This window comes from Alkaliphilus serpentinus (assembly GCF_009017255.1).
Taxonomy (GTDB): Bacteria; Bacillota; Clostridia; order Peptostreptococcales; family Natronincolaceae; genus Alkaliphilus_D; species Alkaliphilus_D serpentinus.
In genome coordinates, this window is the sequence record NZ_WBZB01000054.1 from 40,033 (window position 1) to 56,677 (window position 16,645).

17 protein-coding genes are annotated in these 16,645 nt (G+C 36.3%); 1 reads left to right on the forward strand and 16 read right to left on the reverse strand.

Going from position 1 to position 16,645, the window contains the following annotated elements; all coding sequences use genetic code 11:
- Positions 1-60 precede the first annotated feature (60 nt).
- The 6 genes from F8153_RS14130 to F8153_RS14155 form a co-directional block, all read right to left on the reverse strand.
- Positions 61-717 carry a YidC/Oxa1 family membrane protein insertase gene (locus F8153_RS14130; RefSeq protein ID WP_151867009.1) on the reverse strand — a complete coding sequence of 219 codons (657 nt, stop codon included), beginning with the start codon at positions 715-717 and terminating at the stop codon, positions 61-63.
- A gap of 58 nt (positions 718-775) precedes the next feature.
- Entirely contained in the window at positions 776-2,131 is a 1,356-nt protein-coding gene (locus F8153_RS14135; protein ID WP_151867010.1) for an MATE family efflux transporter, read from the reverse strand.
- A 389-nt stretch (positions 2,132-2,520) separates the two neighbouring features.
- Positions 2,521-2,673: a FeoB-associated Cys-rich membrane protein gene (locus F8153_RS14140; protein ID WP_151861443.1), complete on the reverse strand. Its 153-nt coding sequence runs from the start codon at positions 2,671-2,673 to the stop codon at positions 2,521-2,523.
- A gap of 10 nt (positions 2,674-2,683) precedes the next feature.
- Positions 2,684-4,702, reverse strand: coding sequence for a ferrous iron transporter B (gene feoB / locus F8153_RS14145; protein ID WP_330577799.1), 2,019 nt, complete (start codon positions 4,700-4,702; stop codon positions 2,684-2,686).
- A 128-nt stretch (positions 4,703-4,830) separates the two neighbouring features.
- Positions 4,831-5,115 carry a FeoA family protein gene (locus tag F8153_RS14150; RefSeq protein WP_330577800.1) on the reverse strand — a complete coding sequence of 95 codons (285 nt, stop codon included), beginning with the start codon at positions 5,113-5,115 and terminating at the stop codon, positions 4,831-4,833.
- A gap of 18 nt (positions 5,116-5,133) precedes the next feature.
- On the reverse strand, positions 5,134-5,520 hold the full coding sequence (locus tag F8153_RS14155; RefSeq protein ID WP_151867011.1) for a metal-dependent transcriptional regulator: 387 nt from the start codon (positions 5,518-5,520) through the stop codon (positions 5,134-5,136).
- 590 nt (positions 5,521-6,110) lie between these two features.
- Between F8153_RS14155 and F8153_RS14160 the strand changes: the two genes are divergently transcribed.
- On the forward strand, positions 6,111-7,391 hold the full coding sequence (locus tag F8153_RS14160) for a uracil-xanthine permease family protein (protein ID WP_151867012.1): 1,281 nt from the start codon (positions 6,111-6,113) through the stop codon (positions 7,389-7,391).
- Between the two features lie 190 nt (positions 7,392-7,581).
- Here F8153_RS14160 and F8153_RS14165 read toward each other — a convergent pair whose 3' ends face one another.
- The 10 genes from F8153_RS14165 to F8153_RS16330 form a co-directional block, all read right to left on the reverse strand.
- A complete protein-coding gene (locus F8153_RS14165) occupies positions 7,582-10,230 on the reverse strand; it encodes a translation factor GTPase family protein (protein WP_151867013.1) in 2,649 nt (882 codons plus the stop codon).
- A gap of 100 nt (positions 10,231-10,330) precedes the next feature.
- Entirely contained in the window at positions 10,331-11,098 is a 768-nt protein-coding gene (locus F8153_RS14170; protein WP_151867014.1) for a transposase, read from the reverse strand.
- Between the two features lie 80 nt (positions 11,099-11,178).
- Complete coding sequence (locus F8153_RS14175) at positions 11,179-11,640, reverse strand: peroxiredoxin family protein (protein ID WP_151867015.1); 462 nt, start codon at positions 11,638-11,640, stop codon at positions 11,179-11,181.
- 328 nt (positions 11,641-11,968) lie between these two features.
- On the reverse strand, positions 11,969-12,478 hold the full coding sequence (locus tag F8153_RS14180) for a hypothetical protein (protein WP_151867016.1): 510 nt from the start codon (positions 12,476-12,478) through the stop codon (positions 11,969-11,971).
- Positions 12,479-12,900: 422 nt separating this feature from the next.
- Complete coding sequence (locus F8153_RS14185) at positions 12,901-13,695, reverse strand: ABC transporter permease (RefSeq protein ID WP_151867017.1); 795 nt, start codon at positions 13,693-13,695, stop codon at positions 12,901-12,903.
- Positions 13,692-14,639, reverse strand: a complete 948-nt coding sequence (locus F8153_RS14190; protein WP_151867018.1) for an ATP-binding cassette domain-containing protein — start codon at positions 14,637-14,639, stop codon at positions 13,692-13,694. Before F8153_RS14190 ends, F8153_RS14185 begins: the two co-directional genes overlap by 4 nt.
- A gap of 18 nt (positions 14,640-14,657) precedes the next feature.
- Positions 14,658-15,002, reverse strand: a complete 345-nt coding sequence (locus tag F8153_RS14195; RefSeq protein WP_151867019.1) for a DUF1048 domain-containing protein — start codon at positions 15,000-15,002, stop codon at positions 14,658-14,660.
- A complete protein-coding gene (locus F8153_RS14200) occupies positions 14,995-15,324 on the reverse strand; it encodes a PadR family transcriptional regulator (protein WP_151867020.1) in 330 nt (109 codons plus the stop codon). Before F8153_RS14200 ends, F8153_RS14195 begins: the two co-directional genes overlap by 8 nt.
- Before the next feature lie 545 nt (positions 15,325-15,869).
- Positions 15,870-16,301, reverse strand: coding sequence for a hypothetical protein (locus tag F8153_RS14205; protein WP_151867021.1), 432 nt, complete (start codon positions 16,299-16,301; stop codon positions 15,870-15,872).
- A gap of 124 nt (positions 16,302-16,425) precedes the next feature.
- Positions 16,426-16,645 (reverse strand): polysaccharide deacetylase family protein (locus F8153_RS16330; protein WP_207707738.1); only part of this gene is annotated, 220 nt, incomplete at its 5' end.

Here is a 16,645-nt window from a genome sequence, read left to right on the forward strand (position 1 = left end):
TACTATTCCTTTGAGGTTAAGATGGTTATTGCGCCTCTACATCCACTTTAGAACGTTATGCTAATTAGTTGATATTTCCTTTTGATTTAAAAAGTATTGATTGATAAATAATTGTTGAGCTAGTTGGAATAGGTTACTTATGCCCCAATATAAAGTTAACCCGGCTGGAAAGCTTCTACCCCACCAAAATATCATAGCTGGCATAATATATTTTGTTACAATTTGGGTCGAGCTCTGCTGATTACTTGTATCTGATGTTGTGGTGCTTGTTAAATAGGTGGTAAAGCCTGCTATAAAGGGTAATATCCATGGATCAGCTAATGATAAATTAGCTATCCATAAGAATCCCCCTTCTATAGCTTCTTGAGTAAATCCGTAATCTATAGGATTTCTTAAAACAGTGAACAAGGCGATGATAATAGGCAATTGTATTAATAAAGGTAAACAGCCTCCATAGAGACTCACATTATTTTCTTTATATAGTTCCACTGATTTAATATTTAATTTTTCTTGATCATTTTTATATTTTTCTTGTAGAACTTTGAGCTGTGGCTGTATTTCTTGTATTTTCTTCATTGATTTTGTTTGTTTCATTGTTAAAGGCAACATTGCCAGTTTAACAATTACTGTAAATACAATAATCGACAAGCCATAATTACCAATAAGATCAAAAATCATTTTTAGCAGAGCCCCTAAGGGCTTCACCAAAATATCCATAATAAAAACCTCCATATTCGTTATTTTCTTTACCTTGCTACGGTAGATCTGCATTCTCTTATAAAGCCATCTCTTTATTTATTTTCCTCATTTCATGTTTAAGGAGAAACCCCGTTATAATAACAGCTAGTATATCTGCTACTGGGAAGGATACCCATACCCCCATAAGACCAAGGTTAAACAGCCTAGGAAGTAGAAGAATGAGAGGTGTTAGAAGTGTAAATTGTCTTAGCAAGGATAACACCAAAGCTGGCACTGCCTTCCCTAAGGCCTGAAATAAAGTAGCCCCAACAAACTGGAGACCCAAGAATGGAATCATTGCTATAACCATCCGAAAAACAAAGGCCCCCTTGGTGATAATGCTATCATCGTCAGTAAATGCCATAATAATTACTTGTGGGAAAGATTGGCCCATAATCCAACCCAAAATAGCTATAACTGTAGAGGCTATAATGGATAGCTTTACAACCTCCTTAACCCGATCTATTTTTTTTGCCCCATAATTATAACCAGCAATAGGCTGCATTCCTTGAACAACACCCATAATCGGTAAGAAGAGGAAGGCAATAATTCTATTTACAATTCCAAATATTGTGATGGCTATATCGCCACCATAAATCCTTAAGGAATTGTTTATAACTATTGAGAATATGGTATTGGTGGTGCTTCTTGTAAAAGCTGAAGCCCCGACAGCAAAAATTTCACGTATGATTTCTAGCCTTGGTTTTAGGTGATGCAGCCTTACTTTAAGGGAACTCTTACCACTATATAAATAGCTGATAATGAATACAAAAGAAGCAAACTGAGAAATAATGGTAGCATAGGCAGCTCCTTTAATGCCAGCCTTCAGTCCAAATATAAATAGCGGATCAAGGGCTATATTTAGTAGAGCTCCTATTAATGTTGAAGTCATGGCTATCTTAGCGTTACCCTCTGCTTGTATGAGATACTGTGTTGCCATTGTAAAAGAGAAGAAAACACTTCCTAAAAATATCACTCTAATATAGTCTCTTGCAAAGGGCATCAGTCCAGGTGTAGCTCCAAAAACCTTTAAAAATGTATCTGTAAACAATAAACCGATTGTAGCAAATATTAGGCTAATACCAATGATTAACACATAGGCATTACCTGCAACATGATCTGCTCTTTCTGTATTGTTGGCACCCAAGTTTCTTGAAACAGCTGAAGCACTACCTATTCCAACCAGCTGAGCAAAACCCATCGTTAGCATCTGGATGGGGAAGGCAATGGCTAATCCACCAATGGCCATAGGACCTACTCCACGTCCTATAAAGATGGTGTCTACAACATTGTATAGACTGTTTACCATCATCCCAATAATAGCGGGTAATGACATTTTTAGTAGTAGTGTAGATACTTTTTCTTTTCCCAGTTTTTCACTTTGACTTAACATAGAAGCCCTCCCATTTCTTTACTATAGCTATCACTATCCATATATTATAAAAGAGGATATTATCGTAGCACTATTTAGTTATGTTGTAATAATTATTCTATCATAACTATTATACTTGATATTCTTGAAAATGCAATAGTAAAATATAGAAATGGTATCCAATAACAGATCCATATACTGTAATACTTGAAGTAATTTTAATCCATACATCATTTATTAAACTACTTTATTAGAATTTCCAACTGCACTAGCCTCTGTAATAAAGCAACCCTCTATGTATTCATACCTATTTATCAGTTTATACTCTAGAGGTTACTGGAACCTTCTTAGGTTACGTAAAAAACCCGAGGATAAACTCCCTCGGGTGCATTATTGCTTCAATCAGTATGCTACTTGTGGGTGTTACAACCACAAGTATTTTTACTTGTTCCGCCTGCTGGACAACCAATACATTTGGTCCCTTTTTTCTTTTCAATAACAATCTTAGTAATAGAAGCACTTACTATTGCTAGGATAACTAGAATAACAATTATATCTGACATAATTCCCTCCTTAAGAACTTAAGGCTACTTTTCTCTTGGCTACTTCATCACCTTTTCTCACAAGATATACAACATAGCCAATCATCAATGCCACTGCCACTAAACCTGGTATGAAACCACTGCCTAAAGCCCCAGTTGTTATCATAGTACCTATTTGATAAGTCATAAAGGCCACAACATAACCCATACCAAATTGGAAGGCAATACCACCCCATAGCCACTTCTTATTCTCCATCTCAGAGTTCATAGCACCAATAGCTGCAAAACAAGGGGGTGTAAATAAATTAAACATTAAGTAGGCTAATGCTGCCACCGATGTTAAGCCCATTATTTGAGCAACGTCTGCACTACCTGAAACAAGAGCTAATTCCTCTGTATCAATGAAGTTTGTAATACCGTATACTACAGCCAAGGTTCCAACAACATTCTCTTTTGCTATAAAGCCTGTAATTGCTGCTGCTGCCAACTGCCATGCACCAAAGCCTAAGGGCACTAGTATAATGGCGAAGGGTGATGCCATACTGGCTAAAATACTTGTGTTTTCTGCACCTTCAGCAACCGCTTGGAATTGCCAGTTGAAGGTTTGCATGATGTGTACAGCTGCGTTACAAAGTAATATAATAGTCCCCGCTTTAATTATAAATGCTTTACCTCTTGAAAGCATAGAAACTGCAGCTCTCTTAATACTTGGAAATCTATACTCTGGTAGTTCCATAATAAAGAAAGACCTTGCATTTTTTTCGCCAGTAATTCTTACTACCAATAGCGCTCCTAAAATGATGATTGCAATCCCTACGAAGTACATGGTGACTCCCACCCATGCTGCATCATTAAAGAAGACACCCGCAAATAATGCGATAACTGGAAGTTTGGCTCCACAAGGCATGAAGGGTGTTAACATTGCTGTGGTTCTTCTTTGTCTTTCATTCTTAATGGTCCTTGTCGACATAACACCAGGTATAGAGCAACCTATACCAACAATCATTGGGATAATTGATTTTCCTGATAACCCAACCTTCTTGAAGAATCGATCCATAACAACAGCTACACGAGCCATATAACCACAGTCTTCCAGTAATGCTAATAAGAAGAATAATACCATGATCAGTGGTAAGAAACCTACAACAGCTCCAACTCCACCAATAATACCATCTAATAAAATTGAAGAAAGTACAGGTGATACACCATCACCAAGGGATCCTTCTACCCAAGCATAGAATGAATCAATCCAGCCAACAAATGTATCTGCTAGAAGGGGCCCTAAATGGGCTTGGGATATGGAAAAAACCACCCACATAACCAATGCAAAAATAGGAATTCCAAGCCATTTATGGGCTAAAACTCTATCAACGGCATCCTGTTTAGTTTGTTTGCTACTAATTACTTTTCTTTCCTCTACCTTTGATACAATTTCCTTGACGAACTCATATCGTTTTTTGTCTGAAGCTTCTACTGATTTTTGATCTGCCATATTTACACCTTTACTATCAAAGGGTGCAGTTTGGGTTTTACCAGTTACCTCTACTACTGTAGAAATTAGATCCTCTAAACCATTATTATTTCCCTTTGTTGATACAGTTTCCACAACAGGGCAACCTAATAATTTAGATAAGCTATCCACATCTATATTAGTAGCTTTCTTCTTGGACAAATCACACTTGTTTAAAGCAACCACTACTGGGATCTCTAATTCAAGAAGTTGGGTTGTAAAGAATAAGCTCCTGCTCAGGTTGGTTGAATCAACGATATTAATAATTACATCTGGATTTTCATTTCTAACAAAACCGCTTGTAATGCTTTCCTCAGAAGTAAAGGGAGACATTGAATAGGCACCTGGAAGGTCTACAGCTGTTATTTGGACATTTGATTTATTAAGCCCTTTCTTTATATCTCCTTCCTTCTTCTCAATGGTTACGCCTGCCCAGTTACCTACCTGTTCAATTCTACCGGTAATTGCATTAAACAAAGTAGTTTTTCCGCTATTGGGATTCCCCGTTAGGGCTACTTTTATCTGTTCTTTCATACTCATGAATATTAACCTCCTAAATTCTTGTGGGATTGTTAGCTTTGGCTAACTTTTTTGAGATAAAAACATTATGTAATTCTTAAGTTATATAAAAATGTTAACCTCAGTTAACTTTGTTGCCAAAACAAAAGCTATACAATAATAGCTTCAGCCAAATCTTGATCTATACTATATCTTGCATCCTTAACTGAAATAACATAGTTCTCGGCTAGTATAGAGATTACAGTTACTAGTTCTCCTTCATAACAGCCTAAGGTAAATAAAAAGCTCTTAAGTTCTTCGTCATTTGTCTTTATTTCCTTTATAACATACTCCGTATTAATCCTTCCTTGTGCTAGATTCATTGCCGGACCACCCAATCCTTTGGTTTTGTCTAAAATTCTAGATATACCTTTATTACTTATAATACTCTCCATATATATACCTCCAAGCTTTTACCTATTTATTTTAATTTTCTTTTTGTGTAAGTATACTTCAATAGCTTCCAGCATTCTATCACTTAGAACATGCTCCATTTTACATGCATTTTCATCGGCTTCATTTACTGTTAATCCAAGGGAATCCTCAAGAAATAGTGATATTAATTTATGATTGGTATATACTTGTCGGGAGAGCTCCTTACCCTTAGTTGTTAAAGTGATAGTGCCATAGGCTTCTTTATTCACCAATCCCTTTTCTTTTAGATAATTCATCGCCCTCGATACACTTGGCTTTGATACTCCCAAGCGTTTTGCTATTTCAACCCCATGGGCATGACCATGGCTTTTCTCTAATATATGAATGGTTTCTAAATACAATTCCATCGATTCACTATTACTCATTATATCACTCCGTTTAACTTTCGCTTTACCTTTATGAAAACTTTGTTAAACAATTACTGATTTAATTTAACATTTGACAATGATTCTCATTGCCTTCTTTATTATATCATCTATATTTTGCCTAGACAATGGTTTTTTTTATTAATTTATTACTATCTTTGAATGAAAAACTAAATTCCACTCTGATAAGAGTATGATATGGAAATTACATTTTCAAAATTAATAGTAGAGGTTAGTATTTTCAATAATCCAATACAATATAAATACAGAATTCTTTTGCTCTGATAATTTTTTATGACTACTTTATTTAATATTTATTTTTATTGCAATTATCTTATAAACGTGTTAATATTTCATAAGCAGCATAATTAAATATCTTTAAATCAGTCCTGTGAGGCTGGCAAGATAATCATGGAAAGTATTTTCACATAGTGATGGAATTCGTGTGACTTCTTGCTGACGCAGGAAGTCATTTTTTATTGGTTTTTAATTATCCTGAATAGCAACACCTTTAAATTAGTCCTGTGAGGCTAAAAAGGAGAATAGTGCATACTCTTCTCCTCAATTTTAAAAATTAAGGAGGTTTTTTTATGTCAGAAAATGTGTCATCAAAACTTGGAGTCAAAAGCGCAGAAATCAACAATTGGCTATCTTTATCAAAGAGAGTGATTCTAGCACTTCAACATCTTATTGCAATGTTTGGAGCTACTGTATTGGTGCCTATTCTTACAGGGTTAAATCCATCTGTTGCATTGGTTTCAGCAGGGCTAGGTACCCTTATATTTCACGCAGTTACAAAGAGAAAAGTACCTGTTTTCCTAGGTTCTTCCTTTGCCTTCATTGGTGGAATCATAGCCGTTAAAGAAGCACATAGTGGAGATTTATCCTATGCTCAAGGTGGAATATTAGTTGCAGGTCTCATATATGTGTTAATGTCATTTTTAATTAAGAAAATAGGAATGGATTTTATAAGAAGATATTTGCCATCTCACGTAATAGGAGCAATGATCATTGTTATCGGATTAAATCTTGTTCCTGTAGCATTTAATATGGCCAGTGGTAACTTCCTACTTGCCATAATAACCCTGGGAACTGCCCTGGTTATAAGCTTCTTTGGTAAAGGCTTTATAAAGCAGCTTTCAATACTAATTGCAGTAGTAGTAGGTTACGTTGTAGCACAGATTATTGGACAAGTAGACCCATCTTCCTTTGTAAATGCACCTATGTTTGCAATTCCAGCATTCACACTGCCAAAGTTCAGTGTCTCTGCAATAGCAGTGCTAGCCCCAGTGGTTCTGGCAGTTTTTATGGAGCATGTTGGTGATATAACTACAAACGGACAAGTTGTTGGCCAAGATTTTATAACAGATCCTGGATTAAATAGAACACTTCTTGGTGATGGACTTGCTACACTATTAGCTGGTTTTATAGGAGGACCTGCCAATACAACATATGGTGAGAACACTGGAGTTCTAGCCATTACAAAGAATTATGATCCTTCTATATTAAGATTAGCAGCAGTATTCGCTATAGTTCTTGGGTTTGTAGCCAAGATCGGTGGCTTCCTTGGAACTATACCTACTCCAGTTATGGGTGGAATAAGCATGATGCTATTCTCAATGATCGCTCTTGTTGGTGTGCAAACCATCAAAAATAATAAGGTACAATTTAATGTAATAAATGTTATTGTGATGCTTGTAGTATTAGTATTAGGCTTATGGGGATCCTATTTCCAAAATATAACCGGTATTAATATTGGTATAAAGATCAATGAAACTGTTTCAATTACAGGTTTAAGCTTGGCTGCCATAGTTGGAGTGGTATTAAATGGAACTCTTAACATGATCATACCAGCTTCTAAGAGGGCTTAGTACTCTATTTAAAAACAAAAAATCCATGGTTTGCTTTTGAGGCATTCCATGGATTTTCTATTTGCTTACAAATCTTCAAGACAGACACAAGCAACACACAACACAAGGGGACGGTTCCCAACACAAGGGGACGGTTCCTGTGTGTTCCAAACTTGAGGTATTGACCTTTTAAATAAACCGGACCATCGTGTTAATCATCTTCTGTACTTATCATATCATTAATCTGTTGTTTAGTTTCTGACGATAATGTATCCTCTAGATAATACCCTCCAGTTCCTTTCATTTTCTCAAACGACTGATTAATTATCTCATTAACTCTTTCTATCTCTTCCTTCAGTTCTCTGGCAGACAATAAGCTGCATCCAGCCCCTCTAATAATAATCTGCTGTAGAGCATCGGATGTTGCTACCACTATACTATATTCTTTCTGTTTTTCATGGACAAACCTTTCAATATACTGGTCTGCAGTCTGTGCTTCCTTTGTATATACCATATGAATATTACGATATTTGATTTCTTCCTGAAGATGCCCCTGAAGGCGATAGGCATCAAAAGCAACAATGATTTGACATTTTTCAATCCCCTGATAATTACTAAGATAATCAAGCAATTTCATTCTAGCACTTTCCATGTTGACATCTGCCAGATCTTTTAACTCGGGCCATGCAAAGATTATATTGTACCCATCTACAATGAGATACTTTTCCTTAGTTTCTTGTGGTCTACCTATATAAGGTTCTGACTTATAATAAGATTCCGACGCGCTTCTGTTTCTTTTCCAGGAAGACTTCTTTCCCTTGTTGGCATAGAAGGTTTTATCAAAAATTCTATCAATCTCTTCTAAGTCAATCCACTTCTCTTCCGTAGTAGGGATTTGATTTTGTATTATTTCTTCCAAAGAGTCATCTATCTCCTTTAGATAGCTTTCAATATGCATATAGTCCTTAACTTTATCCCAATTTACTGTAAAACCGGTGCCATTTTGACAAAATACTGAGCTAGTTGGGTTTGCTATATCTCTTTCAGAGTCGTATCCCATTCTCTCTATTACTTCTTCTGGATTATGACATGGCTCATATCCTTTCAGACTGCAAAAGAACCTACCCTCACCCTTGGTATAGGCAACAACCTCCTTCTGATAGTTCCTCATAGTTATAACAGGGGCCTTCCCCACAAGAACTACCATCTCTCCATTCGATTTAGTGATTTCATAGGTTCCATGCATTTTCTCAATGTCTGTCATTGCTCTTCCTACCAATTTTTCAGGTAGCTCCAATTGAAAGGAATAATAAGGCTCCAATAATATGGATTCTGCCTCCTTTAATCCCTGACGTACTCCTCGGTAGGTGGCCTCCCTGAAATCTCCGCCATCTGTATGCTCATTGTGGGCCCGCCCTGAGACTAAGGTAATCTTCATATCGGTAATTGGAGAGCCTGTTAAAACTCCTTTATGGGTCTTCTCTTTCAGATGGGATAAAACTAACCTCTGCCAGCTTTTTGCTAATATGTCTTCACTGCATTCCATCTCAAAAACCAAGCCACTGCCAACTTCACCTGGCTCCAATAATAGGTGGACCTCTGCATAATGCCGAAGGGGTTCAAAATGTCCTACCCCTTCTACTATATTGCCAATAGTCTCTTTATATAAAATTCTTGCAGCATCTAAGTCCACCTTGACACCATATCGGCTTTCTATTAGACTCTGCAGAATTTCAATCTGCACCTCTCCCATGAACTGGGCTTTAATTTCCTGAAGCTCGTCATCCCATACAATACAAAGCTCTGGTATCTCTTCCTCAATTTCTCGTAATTTAGGAAGCATCATTCTTGGAGCACAGTCGGGGGGTAGAATAATTTGGTAGGATAGTACAGGCTCCAATATAGCTCCTTCTATGTTTTCCTCAATCCCTAAGCCTTCTCCTGGTTTAGTTTTGCTGAGTCCTATTACTGCACACACAGAACCTGCCTTGATCTCATTCACGGCCTCGAATTTCTCCCCGGAATAGATACGGATTTGATTGACTTTCTCTTGCCATACTCCATTGTTTATAACATCCTTCACCTTCAGGCTTCCACCAGTAAGCTTCATAAAGGTAAGGCGATTGCCCTGCTGATCTCTTGCTATTTTAAACACTTTAGCTCCGAATTCTTTCGGATAAGAAGGAATGCTGGCATACTTTACAATCCCTTTCATAAACTCCTCAATTCCTTCCAATTTTAAAGCTGACCCAAAAAAGCATGGAAATACCACGCGTTCCTTGATAGCCCTCTTAATCTTAGAGAGCTCTATATTCTCTTCTTCTAGATAAGCTTCCATCATCTTTTCATCGCACATTGCCAACTGATCATAAAACTCGGCTGTCTCATCTTGTCCAAATTCAATGCATCTATCATCCAGTTGCTTTCTCATTTCTTTCAATATTTGATCTTTATCTATCCCATTCTGATCCATTTTGTTTATGAATAGAAAGATGGGAACCTGATATAGTTCTAGAAGCCTCCATAATGTTTTGGTGTGTCCCTGCACCCCATCAGCACCGCTAATAACTAAAATACCATAGTCAAGGACCCGAAGTGCTCTCTCCATTTCAGCAGAAAAATCAACATGGCCAGGGGTATCAAGTAAGGTTATCTGTCTTTCCTCTACCTCAAATATGGCCTGTTTCGAAAAAATGGTGATTCCCCGTTCCTTTTCTAGTTCATAGGTATCTAAATAGGCATCCTTTTTGTCTACCCTTCCCAGTTTTCTAATTTTACCACTCAGATAGAGCATACTCTCTGACAAAGTTGTTTTGCCCGCATCCACATGGGCTAATATTCCAATCACTAATTTTTTCATAACCAATGTTCAAATCCTTTACTGTTGTCTTTTCTTAAATAAGTAAAATCAAACAAAACACAGACACAAGGACACAAGGGGAGACACAAGGGGACGGTTCCTATGTGTTCTGTATTTTTCGTATAACTCCAAAGCTAATACCTGTTAATCTCTCTATTTGTCTTATTGATAATCCCTCTTTTTTAGCTTCTATGATTATTTTATCTCTTTTCTCCTTTTCAAAATCCTGCAACTGGGTAGTAACCATAACTCCAGATAGATCTTTAATAATTTCTATTGCTTCAATATCGTGTATTCTAGTAACTTCTTCATATTCAAGGCATTGCTCCTTAGTCTCTTCTTTATTGAACTTCTTAAATAACTCCAAAGCCACTCCTTTATCATCTGCAAATAAACTTAATGGAAATTTAGTATCACATAATTCTTTCTTTCCAAAATACTCGTTATAGCTACTCCATGGATACTTAGCTATATCGTTGACAATACCAGCTTTTATTGGGTTTTGGTGTATGTATCTAAGTACAGTTAATAGATATTTATCATTTTCAACTACTTCGCTTTTAAATCTATCTTGAAACAAATGCCCTGTTCTTTTGTGTTTAGAATTATACCAGTATACATATTTAGCCCCTATTCTCCTGAAAGAAACTCCCAAGTCCTCTATGCCTTCTTTCATTAATAAATGTATGTGATTCCCCATGATGCAATATGCATATACCTCATACTTACTCAATTCTTTAGATTCCTTTAGAATATTAATAAGCATTTCAAAGTCTTCATCATCTTTAAATATGGTCTGTCCATTTATTCCTCTAAGCATTACATGGTATACTCCTGTGCTGCTTTTTTGCCTTGCTTTTCTTGGCATAAAAATCACCTCTAGTTAAGAATATCATAAACTAGAGGTGAGTACAACACATAGGAACCGTCCCCTTGTGTTATAGGTGATTACAGTTTATCTATAAGTTCAAATATTTCAGAATTTTTAGGGATATCCTTCATAGAATGCCCATAATGTACATATCTGAGAACTCCTTCTTTATCTACTAACATCTGGGCTGGCATTCTCCCTAACTTAAATAAATTGACTTCCTGTCCGTATAGTTTAAGTATAGATTTTTCCTCATCAGGAATACCATAGAATCTAAGATTATGCTCTTCCCAATAATCGTTAAATTTCTTGGCTTTTTCAGGTCCAATTACAACTATTTTGGTATCTTTTTCTAAAAACTTATCATAATCTTGATGCAACTGCATCATATGCTCTCTGCAAAAGGGTCAAACAAATCCTCTATTTAATACGATCAATATGTTACTCTCCTTTTTAAAATTAGAAAGCTTAAATTTACCCCCTTTAAAATCTGTAATTTCAAAATCTGGTGCTTTTTTGTTTAATTCTATGTTTGCCACTTTAATCATCTCCTCATTTTAATTTATAGTATATTACCTTAATCATAGCTTATTTAAACCGATAATAAATCTTTATACCCTAATACTTATGCTCCATTCACTTTGTTTTAACATGATTATATAATTACATCATGGAAGATTTTATTTTTACATATTCATTAGAGAATAACGCCCTTTAATTAATCTGAGAAAAACCATTAGAAGTTGGTTCTTTCAGGATTGTTAAAAAGAGCGCTACTAAAAAGCAATGTACTATTTGATGATCTATGTTTCATTTTATGACAAATATTTGAACCCAACACTATAATGATATCAAAGCTTCCACATTCTAAATGGTAAATTCGATTTTCTCCGTAATAGTTATTACCTTACCATCTTTAACTTCTATAAAGAATGGAACTTTTTGAGCAGGTGGTGAATCAGAATATGATTCATTTAAATGTAGCATAAACTCCTCTATATTTGTTGTTGTATATAATCTGTCCGCAACCCCATCTTCAAGAAACAGGAAACTATAATCAACAAATGAATATGTTGTTTCCTTTGTTAATTTATAAGTTTGCTTATCTGTGTTGGGATTATAAATGTAATAACCACTGGGTGTAGTGATGCTTTCCCCCAATTCTTCCAGTTCTTCTAGTCGTTCTGTATCTTCCCTGTAAATTATTTCAACTTCATCGATATATAATAAGTCATCTTCTATCACCATGTATCCTGTTATTATTCTTGGCACGTATGAATTTTGACTGGGATTTGCCAAAAGCCCAATACCAATGGCTAGTGCAATAATGGCTGCTAATACAACCACCCAAAATCTTGGTTTTTTATAGTTTAACACGTTTTTAATCCTCTCTTTCAAGTAACCACAGGGAAGGTTTGCGGTTAATTTTTCTTATAAAGTATATACTATGATTTCGATTGCCTTCTTATCTTTAATTCCCTTTCTCTCATTTATGTCTAAACACACTATATCACTTTTCTTCGTGGAACTTAACAAGTTCACTTATAGCTTTTTTCTGTTAGTATTAAATATCTTAAATATAAAATCACTATCTATAATTCTAGCTTTATCAGTATACTCACAGTAGCTACTCCATTTATAGTCTTTTATATGCTCCACTATACCAGCACTTAATGGATTAATGGATTTTGACGTATATACCTTAACACTGTAAATAAATACTGATCATCCTCTACTACTTCACTTTTATATCTATCTTGGAATAAATGGCTTACTCCATCATATTTGAAGAAACATTTTTACTTATTTCTCTCATTTCGGGTAAATAGAATAGTGCCCATCACTGTAAAAAATGCAAAGAAGGCAATTGATGCAATAATGTTGATTGCGGGGTTGTATATAACAACGCTATGATATTCTGGCTTTCCCCAGTAAAAAAAACCTCTTGCTAAATCAGTCAGGTAAGTCAACGGCATAATTTTTGCCAGAAAAGCTATAATGCCGGTGGAATTAGATATTGGGATAATCGTACCCGCCAAGAACATTTGTGGCATACAAATCAGCAAAGCGCCCATTTGTGCGACTTTTGAATCTTGAACCAAGCCTATGAACAAGATGCCCAAGGAAGCGCCAACAAGGCAGAAAACAGGTATGACCAGAAGTAGTCTGACGATTTGCATGCCACCCAAGGGTATTTGCATGAGTAAGGCTATCAATAGAACACCTATCAATGAAGTTAAACTGGCGAAACTGGTACCGATCATCTTGCCTAAAATGATTGTATATCTGGAAATTGGGGATACAAACAACTCCTGTGTCAAATTCAAGTCACGTTCTGCAATCAAGGATGTCATACCGCTGGTTGCACCCATAAACATGTTAAAGACAATCATCCCCACCATAACGAATTGCAGAAAGTTATATCCTATGTTGCCTCCTAAGTTTTGTGAAAGGCTTCCCCCCATAATGCCGAGAAAAAACATAGGAAAAATCATGTTTGTAATCATAGCGCCCGGACTTTTGATAAGCCGCATAATTTCTCTTGAGGCAATAGCGAATAATGCGTTAATTTCTCGCCCTAAAGTTAAAGTCATGAAAGCACACTCCCTTCTTTTATTAAATCCAAATAGGCTTCTTCAATGCTTGGCTGATGAATCTCCAATTTTGTTAGGGGTATATCCAAGCCTGACAGCAGTTTTTGAGGTGTCTTATCTTTGTATGCAACCTTCAACCCCTGGCCTGTTTCCATGAAAGCTGCTCCAAGCCTACATAATTCTGTTTTAAGCGTGTTTTGGTCAGTTGCATCCACGTACATATATTTCTGAATCAGCCTTTCTTTAAGCTGACCCGGTGTTCCTGACATTGCAATTTTACCGTTGTTAATTATACAAATCCGGTCTGCGCCTTCAGCTTCTTCCAAGTAATGCGTTGTCAGAAAAATCGTGATATTTTCCTCGGTTCTCACCCTATTTAAATATTCCCACAGGGAATGGCGGCTGGCAGCATCCAAACCCTGTGTTGGTTCATCCAAAAACAGTATTTTAGGATTGTGCATCAGACTGCGGATTATTTCCAGCTTCCGTTTCATCCCGCCGGAGAATGTTTTGAGATTCTTAAAGAGGCTCTCTTGCAGGCCGACAATCTCAGCCAGTTCCTCAATTCGCTGCTTGTACGCCTTGGGCATCATTCCATAGAATGGCCTAAACCTGTATGTGCCGTAAATACTTACATGCAGCCGGATGTTTTCTTCGGCAGTCAATTCCAAATCAAGGCTTGGATTCTGAAAAATTATGCCTGTATTGTACCTAATCTTTTTTGCTTCCTTGTCCAGATCATAACCAGCTATGGATACTGTGCCGTTTGTCTTTGAAAGTAATGTTGTCAAAATCGATATAGTGGTCGTCTTTCCAGCCCCGTTCGGGCCTAAAAAAGCAAAAAATTCACCTTCACGCACATTAAAACTAATATCATCGACTGCCGCTTTTTGCGATTTTTTATACTGTTTAATCAGGTGGTCAACCTGAATCACGTTATTCATTAAACTCACCTCCTATATTCATTTTCCGTCGTTCATTTTTCTGTCAAGTTTTTTGTAAATGTTTTGATTTAATGCAGATTTCATTTTATCCAACCATGAATGATGGGGGATGGCTTCAAGAAGGCTGTCACAAAAACCGATAACATCCTCTCCCACGATATCAAGTACATCCTTTCCTTCCCTTGCTCCTGCTTCAAACATATTAAGAATATCGACCTGTATATTGGGTATGCCTGCATCGCATGTTCCGAACTGATAAAGATATTTAGACATTTCGTAAAACACTACCTGATATTCCTTTGGCAGCACCTTAATACGCCTATCAAGATCTTTCTTCATAGTTCCAGTAATCTTATCATACATGACTGTTCCTCCTTAACTCAGTTAGTTTTGATGAAACAAAGTCCCATTTGCTCCAAAAGGCTGAAAGTTCTTTTTGCCCTGCTTCATTGAGTGAGTAAAACTTTCTCGGCGGCCCGATTTCCGACGATTTTTTCTGTATATCTACAAGCTTGTTTTTTTCAAGCCGGAATACAATCGTGTACACCGTTCCTTCAACAATATCTTCAAATCCAAGGGCATTGAGCTTTTTCACAATCTCATAACCGTAAGTTTCTTCACGGCTTATGATTTCAAGAACACAGCCTTCCAGAATACCTTTTAATATCTCCGTGAGGTTTTCCATTGATGCTCTCCTTTCTACTTTGTGTCAAATAGTACCACTACATAGTAACACAAAGTAGAAAGAGTGTCAATAGAGAAGAATCAAAAAATTCACATTATGAGCTAGATACGAGATTTTAGATAAGTTCTTCTGAAATGCAGCAACTCTCGATTGATTTTCATTAAAACTACTTCTTAGTCTTCTAGAACTTTGGATAGGTTACACTTAATTAGACAGTAAAAACTCGGACATGATATAATAAATGAAATTGAATGGAGGATTATCATGCTTATGAAGCGGGAGTGTTAGTAGCACCGCTGAGTAAATCATTCAAAAAAGCATACGGCCACACACCTAATGAGCTTAGAAAACAGATTTTAAACATGTAAAAAATTATAATGTTCGTAAACGTTAAAGAGCCCACACCTTTACAAGTGTGAGCTTGTATTTTAATCTTTACAAGTGAAGCGCCCCCATTGTCTTGGAACAGGCTCTTTGAGTTAATCAAAGTACCTATCCCTCTATCCTTTCTAAAGCATGGCAAACTAAAGGTCTTGCCACTATCATTAGTGCAGAAATCTTTTTAATTCTTCTATATTTCTCTGTTCAAATTGTAACAGCTGGTTTCCAAGATCAAGTATTTCTTTATCTGCATCATTATATTCCTGTAATTTTTTCGTTATATCTACCGTCCCCATGGTGCTGCCTTGTATTAGTATCTCCGAGATATGGGATGGGCTCTTATTTAATAAGGTTTTTAGATTAATCATAATATAGGAAGAAGCCTTTGAGAGTGGATTTATACCCTTTGCATCTTTATCCATTTCTTGAATCTTTGTTTTTGCCTTATTATAAATCTTTTTATACTCATTAAACTGTGATTCTAAATTCTGCTTAAAGGTATCATCCTTTACTATTGGAATTAATTGTTTTATTGCATCCTGACCCATTTCCGAATTCTGATGTATATAGTTTAGTAGTTCTATATTACCTGTCATCGTCAAAACCTCCTTTTTAACTATTATGTGTGGATATTTAGTATTTATTCAAGAACACAATGGGACGGCAGACTGCGTAATAAAGGTCTTGCGTCCCATTGTGTTCTTGAGTTCATTACTGAACTTAATTATTTAAGTAAGCTTTAAATTGTGACAACGTGATCCATGGAAAGACGGCATATCTATTCAACTCATAAGGATTTGAATTAGCAGTTGTGTAACCACCTTGCGTTGTGAATGCGAGTTTGACACCAACTTCTATAAGAGCTTCTAGGTAGGAACCACAGAACCACAGGCAGAACCAAGGAACCACAGGGACGGTTCGGGACCAGTGAAAAACTGGT

Excerpts from the sequence above, each read along its gene's own strand:
- F8153_RS14200 (WP_151867020.1), bottom strand. The coding sequence starts at position 15,324 with ATGGAAAACCTCACGGAGATATTAAAAGGTATTCTGGAAGGCTGTGTT.
- F8153_RS14150 (WP_330577800.1), bottom strand. The coding sequence starts at position 5,115 with ATGGAGAGTATTATAAGTAATAAAGGTATATCTAGAATTTTAGACAAA.
- F8153_RS14205 (WP_151867021.1), bottom strand. The coding sequence starts at position 16,301 with ATGACAGGTAATATAGAACTACTAAACTATATACATCAGAATTCGGAA.
- F8153_RS14160 (WP_151867012.1), top strand. The coding sequence starts at position 6,111 with ATGTCAGAAAATGTGTCATCAAAACTTGGAGTCAAAAGCGCAGAAATC.
- F8153_RS14190 (WP_151867018.1), bottom strand. The coding sequence starts at position 14,639 with ATGAATAACGTGATTCAGGTTGACCACCTGATTAAACAGTATAAAAAA.
- F8153_RS14170 (WP_151867014.1), bottom strand. The coding sequence starts at position 11,098 with ATGCCAAGAAAAGCAAGGCAAAAAAGCAGCACAGGAGTATACCATGTA.
- feoB (WP_330577799.1), bottom strand. The coding sequence starts at position 4,702 with ATGAGTATGAAAGAACAGATAAAAGTAGCCCTAACGGGGAATCCCAAT.
- F8153_RS14135 (WP_151867010.1), bottom strand. The coding sequence starts at position 2,131 with ATGTTAAGTCAAAGTGAAAAACTGGGAAAAGAAAAAGTATCTACACTA.
- F8153_RS14195 (WP_151867019.1), bottom strand. The coding sequence starts at position 15,002 with ATGTATGATAAGATTACTGGAACTATGAAGAAAGATCTTGATAGGCGT.
- F8153_RS14165 (WP_151867013.1), bottom strand. The coding sequence starts at position 10,230 with ATGAAAAAATTAGTGATTGGAATATTAGCCCATGTGGATGCGGGCAAA.
- F8153_RS14155 (WP_151867011.1), bottom strand. The coding sequence starts at position 5,520 with ATGAGTAATAGTGAATCGATGGAATTGTATTTAGAAACCATTCATATA.
- F8153_RS14140 (WP_151861443.1), bottom strand. The coding sequence starts at position 2,673 with ATGTCAGATATAATTGTTATTCTAGTTATCCTAGCAATAGTAAGTGCT.
- F8153_RS14185 (WP_151867017.1), bottom strand. The coding sequence starts at position 13,695 with ATGACTTTAACTTTAGGGCGAGAAATTAACGCATTATTCGCTATTGCC.
- F8153_RS14130 (WP_151867009.1), bottom strand. The coding sequence starts at position 717 with ATGGATATTTTGGTGAAGCCCTTAGGGGCTCTGCTAAAAATGATTTTT.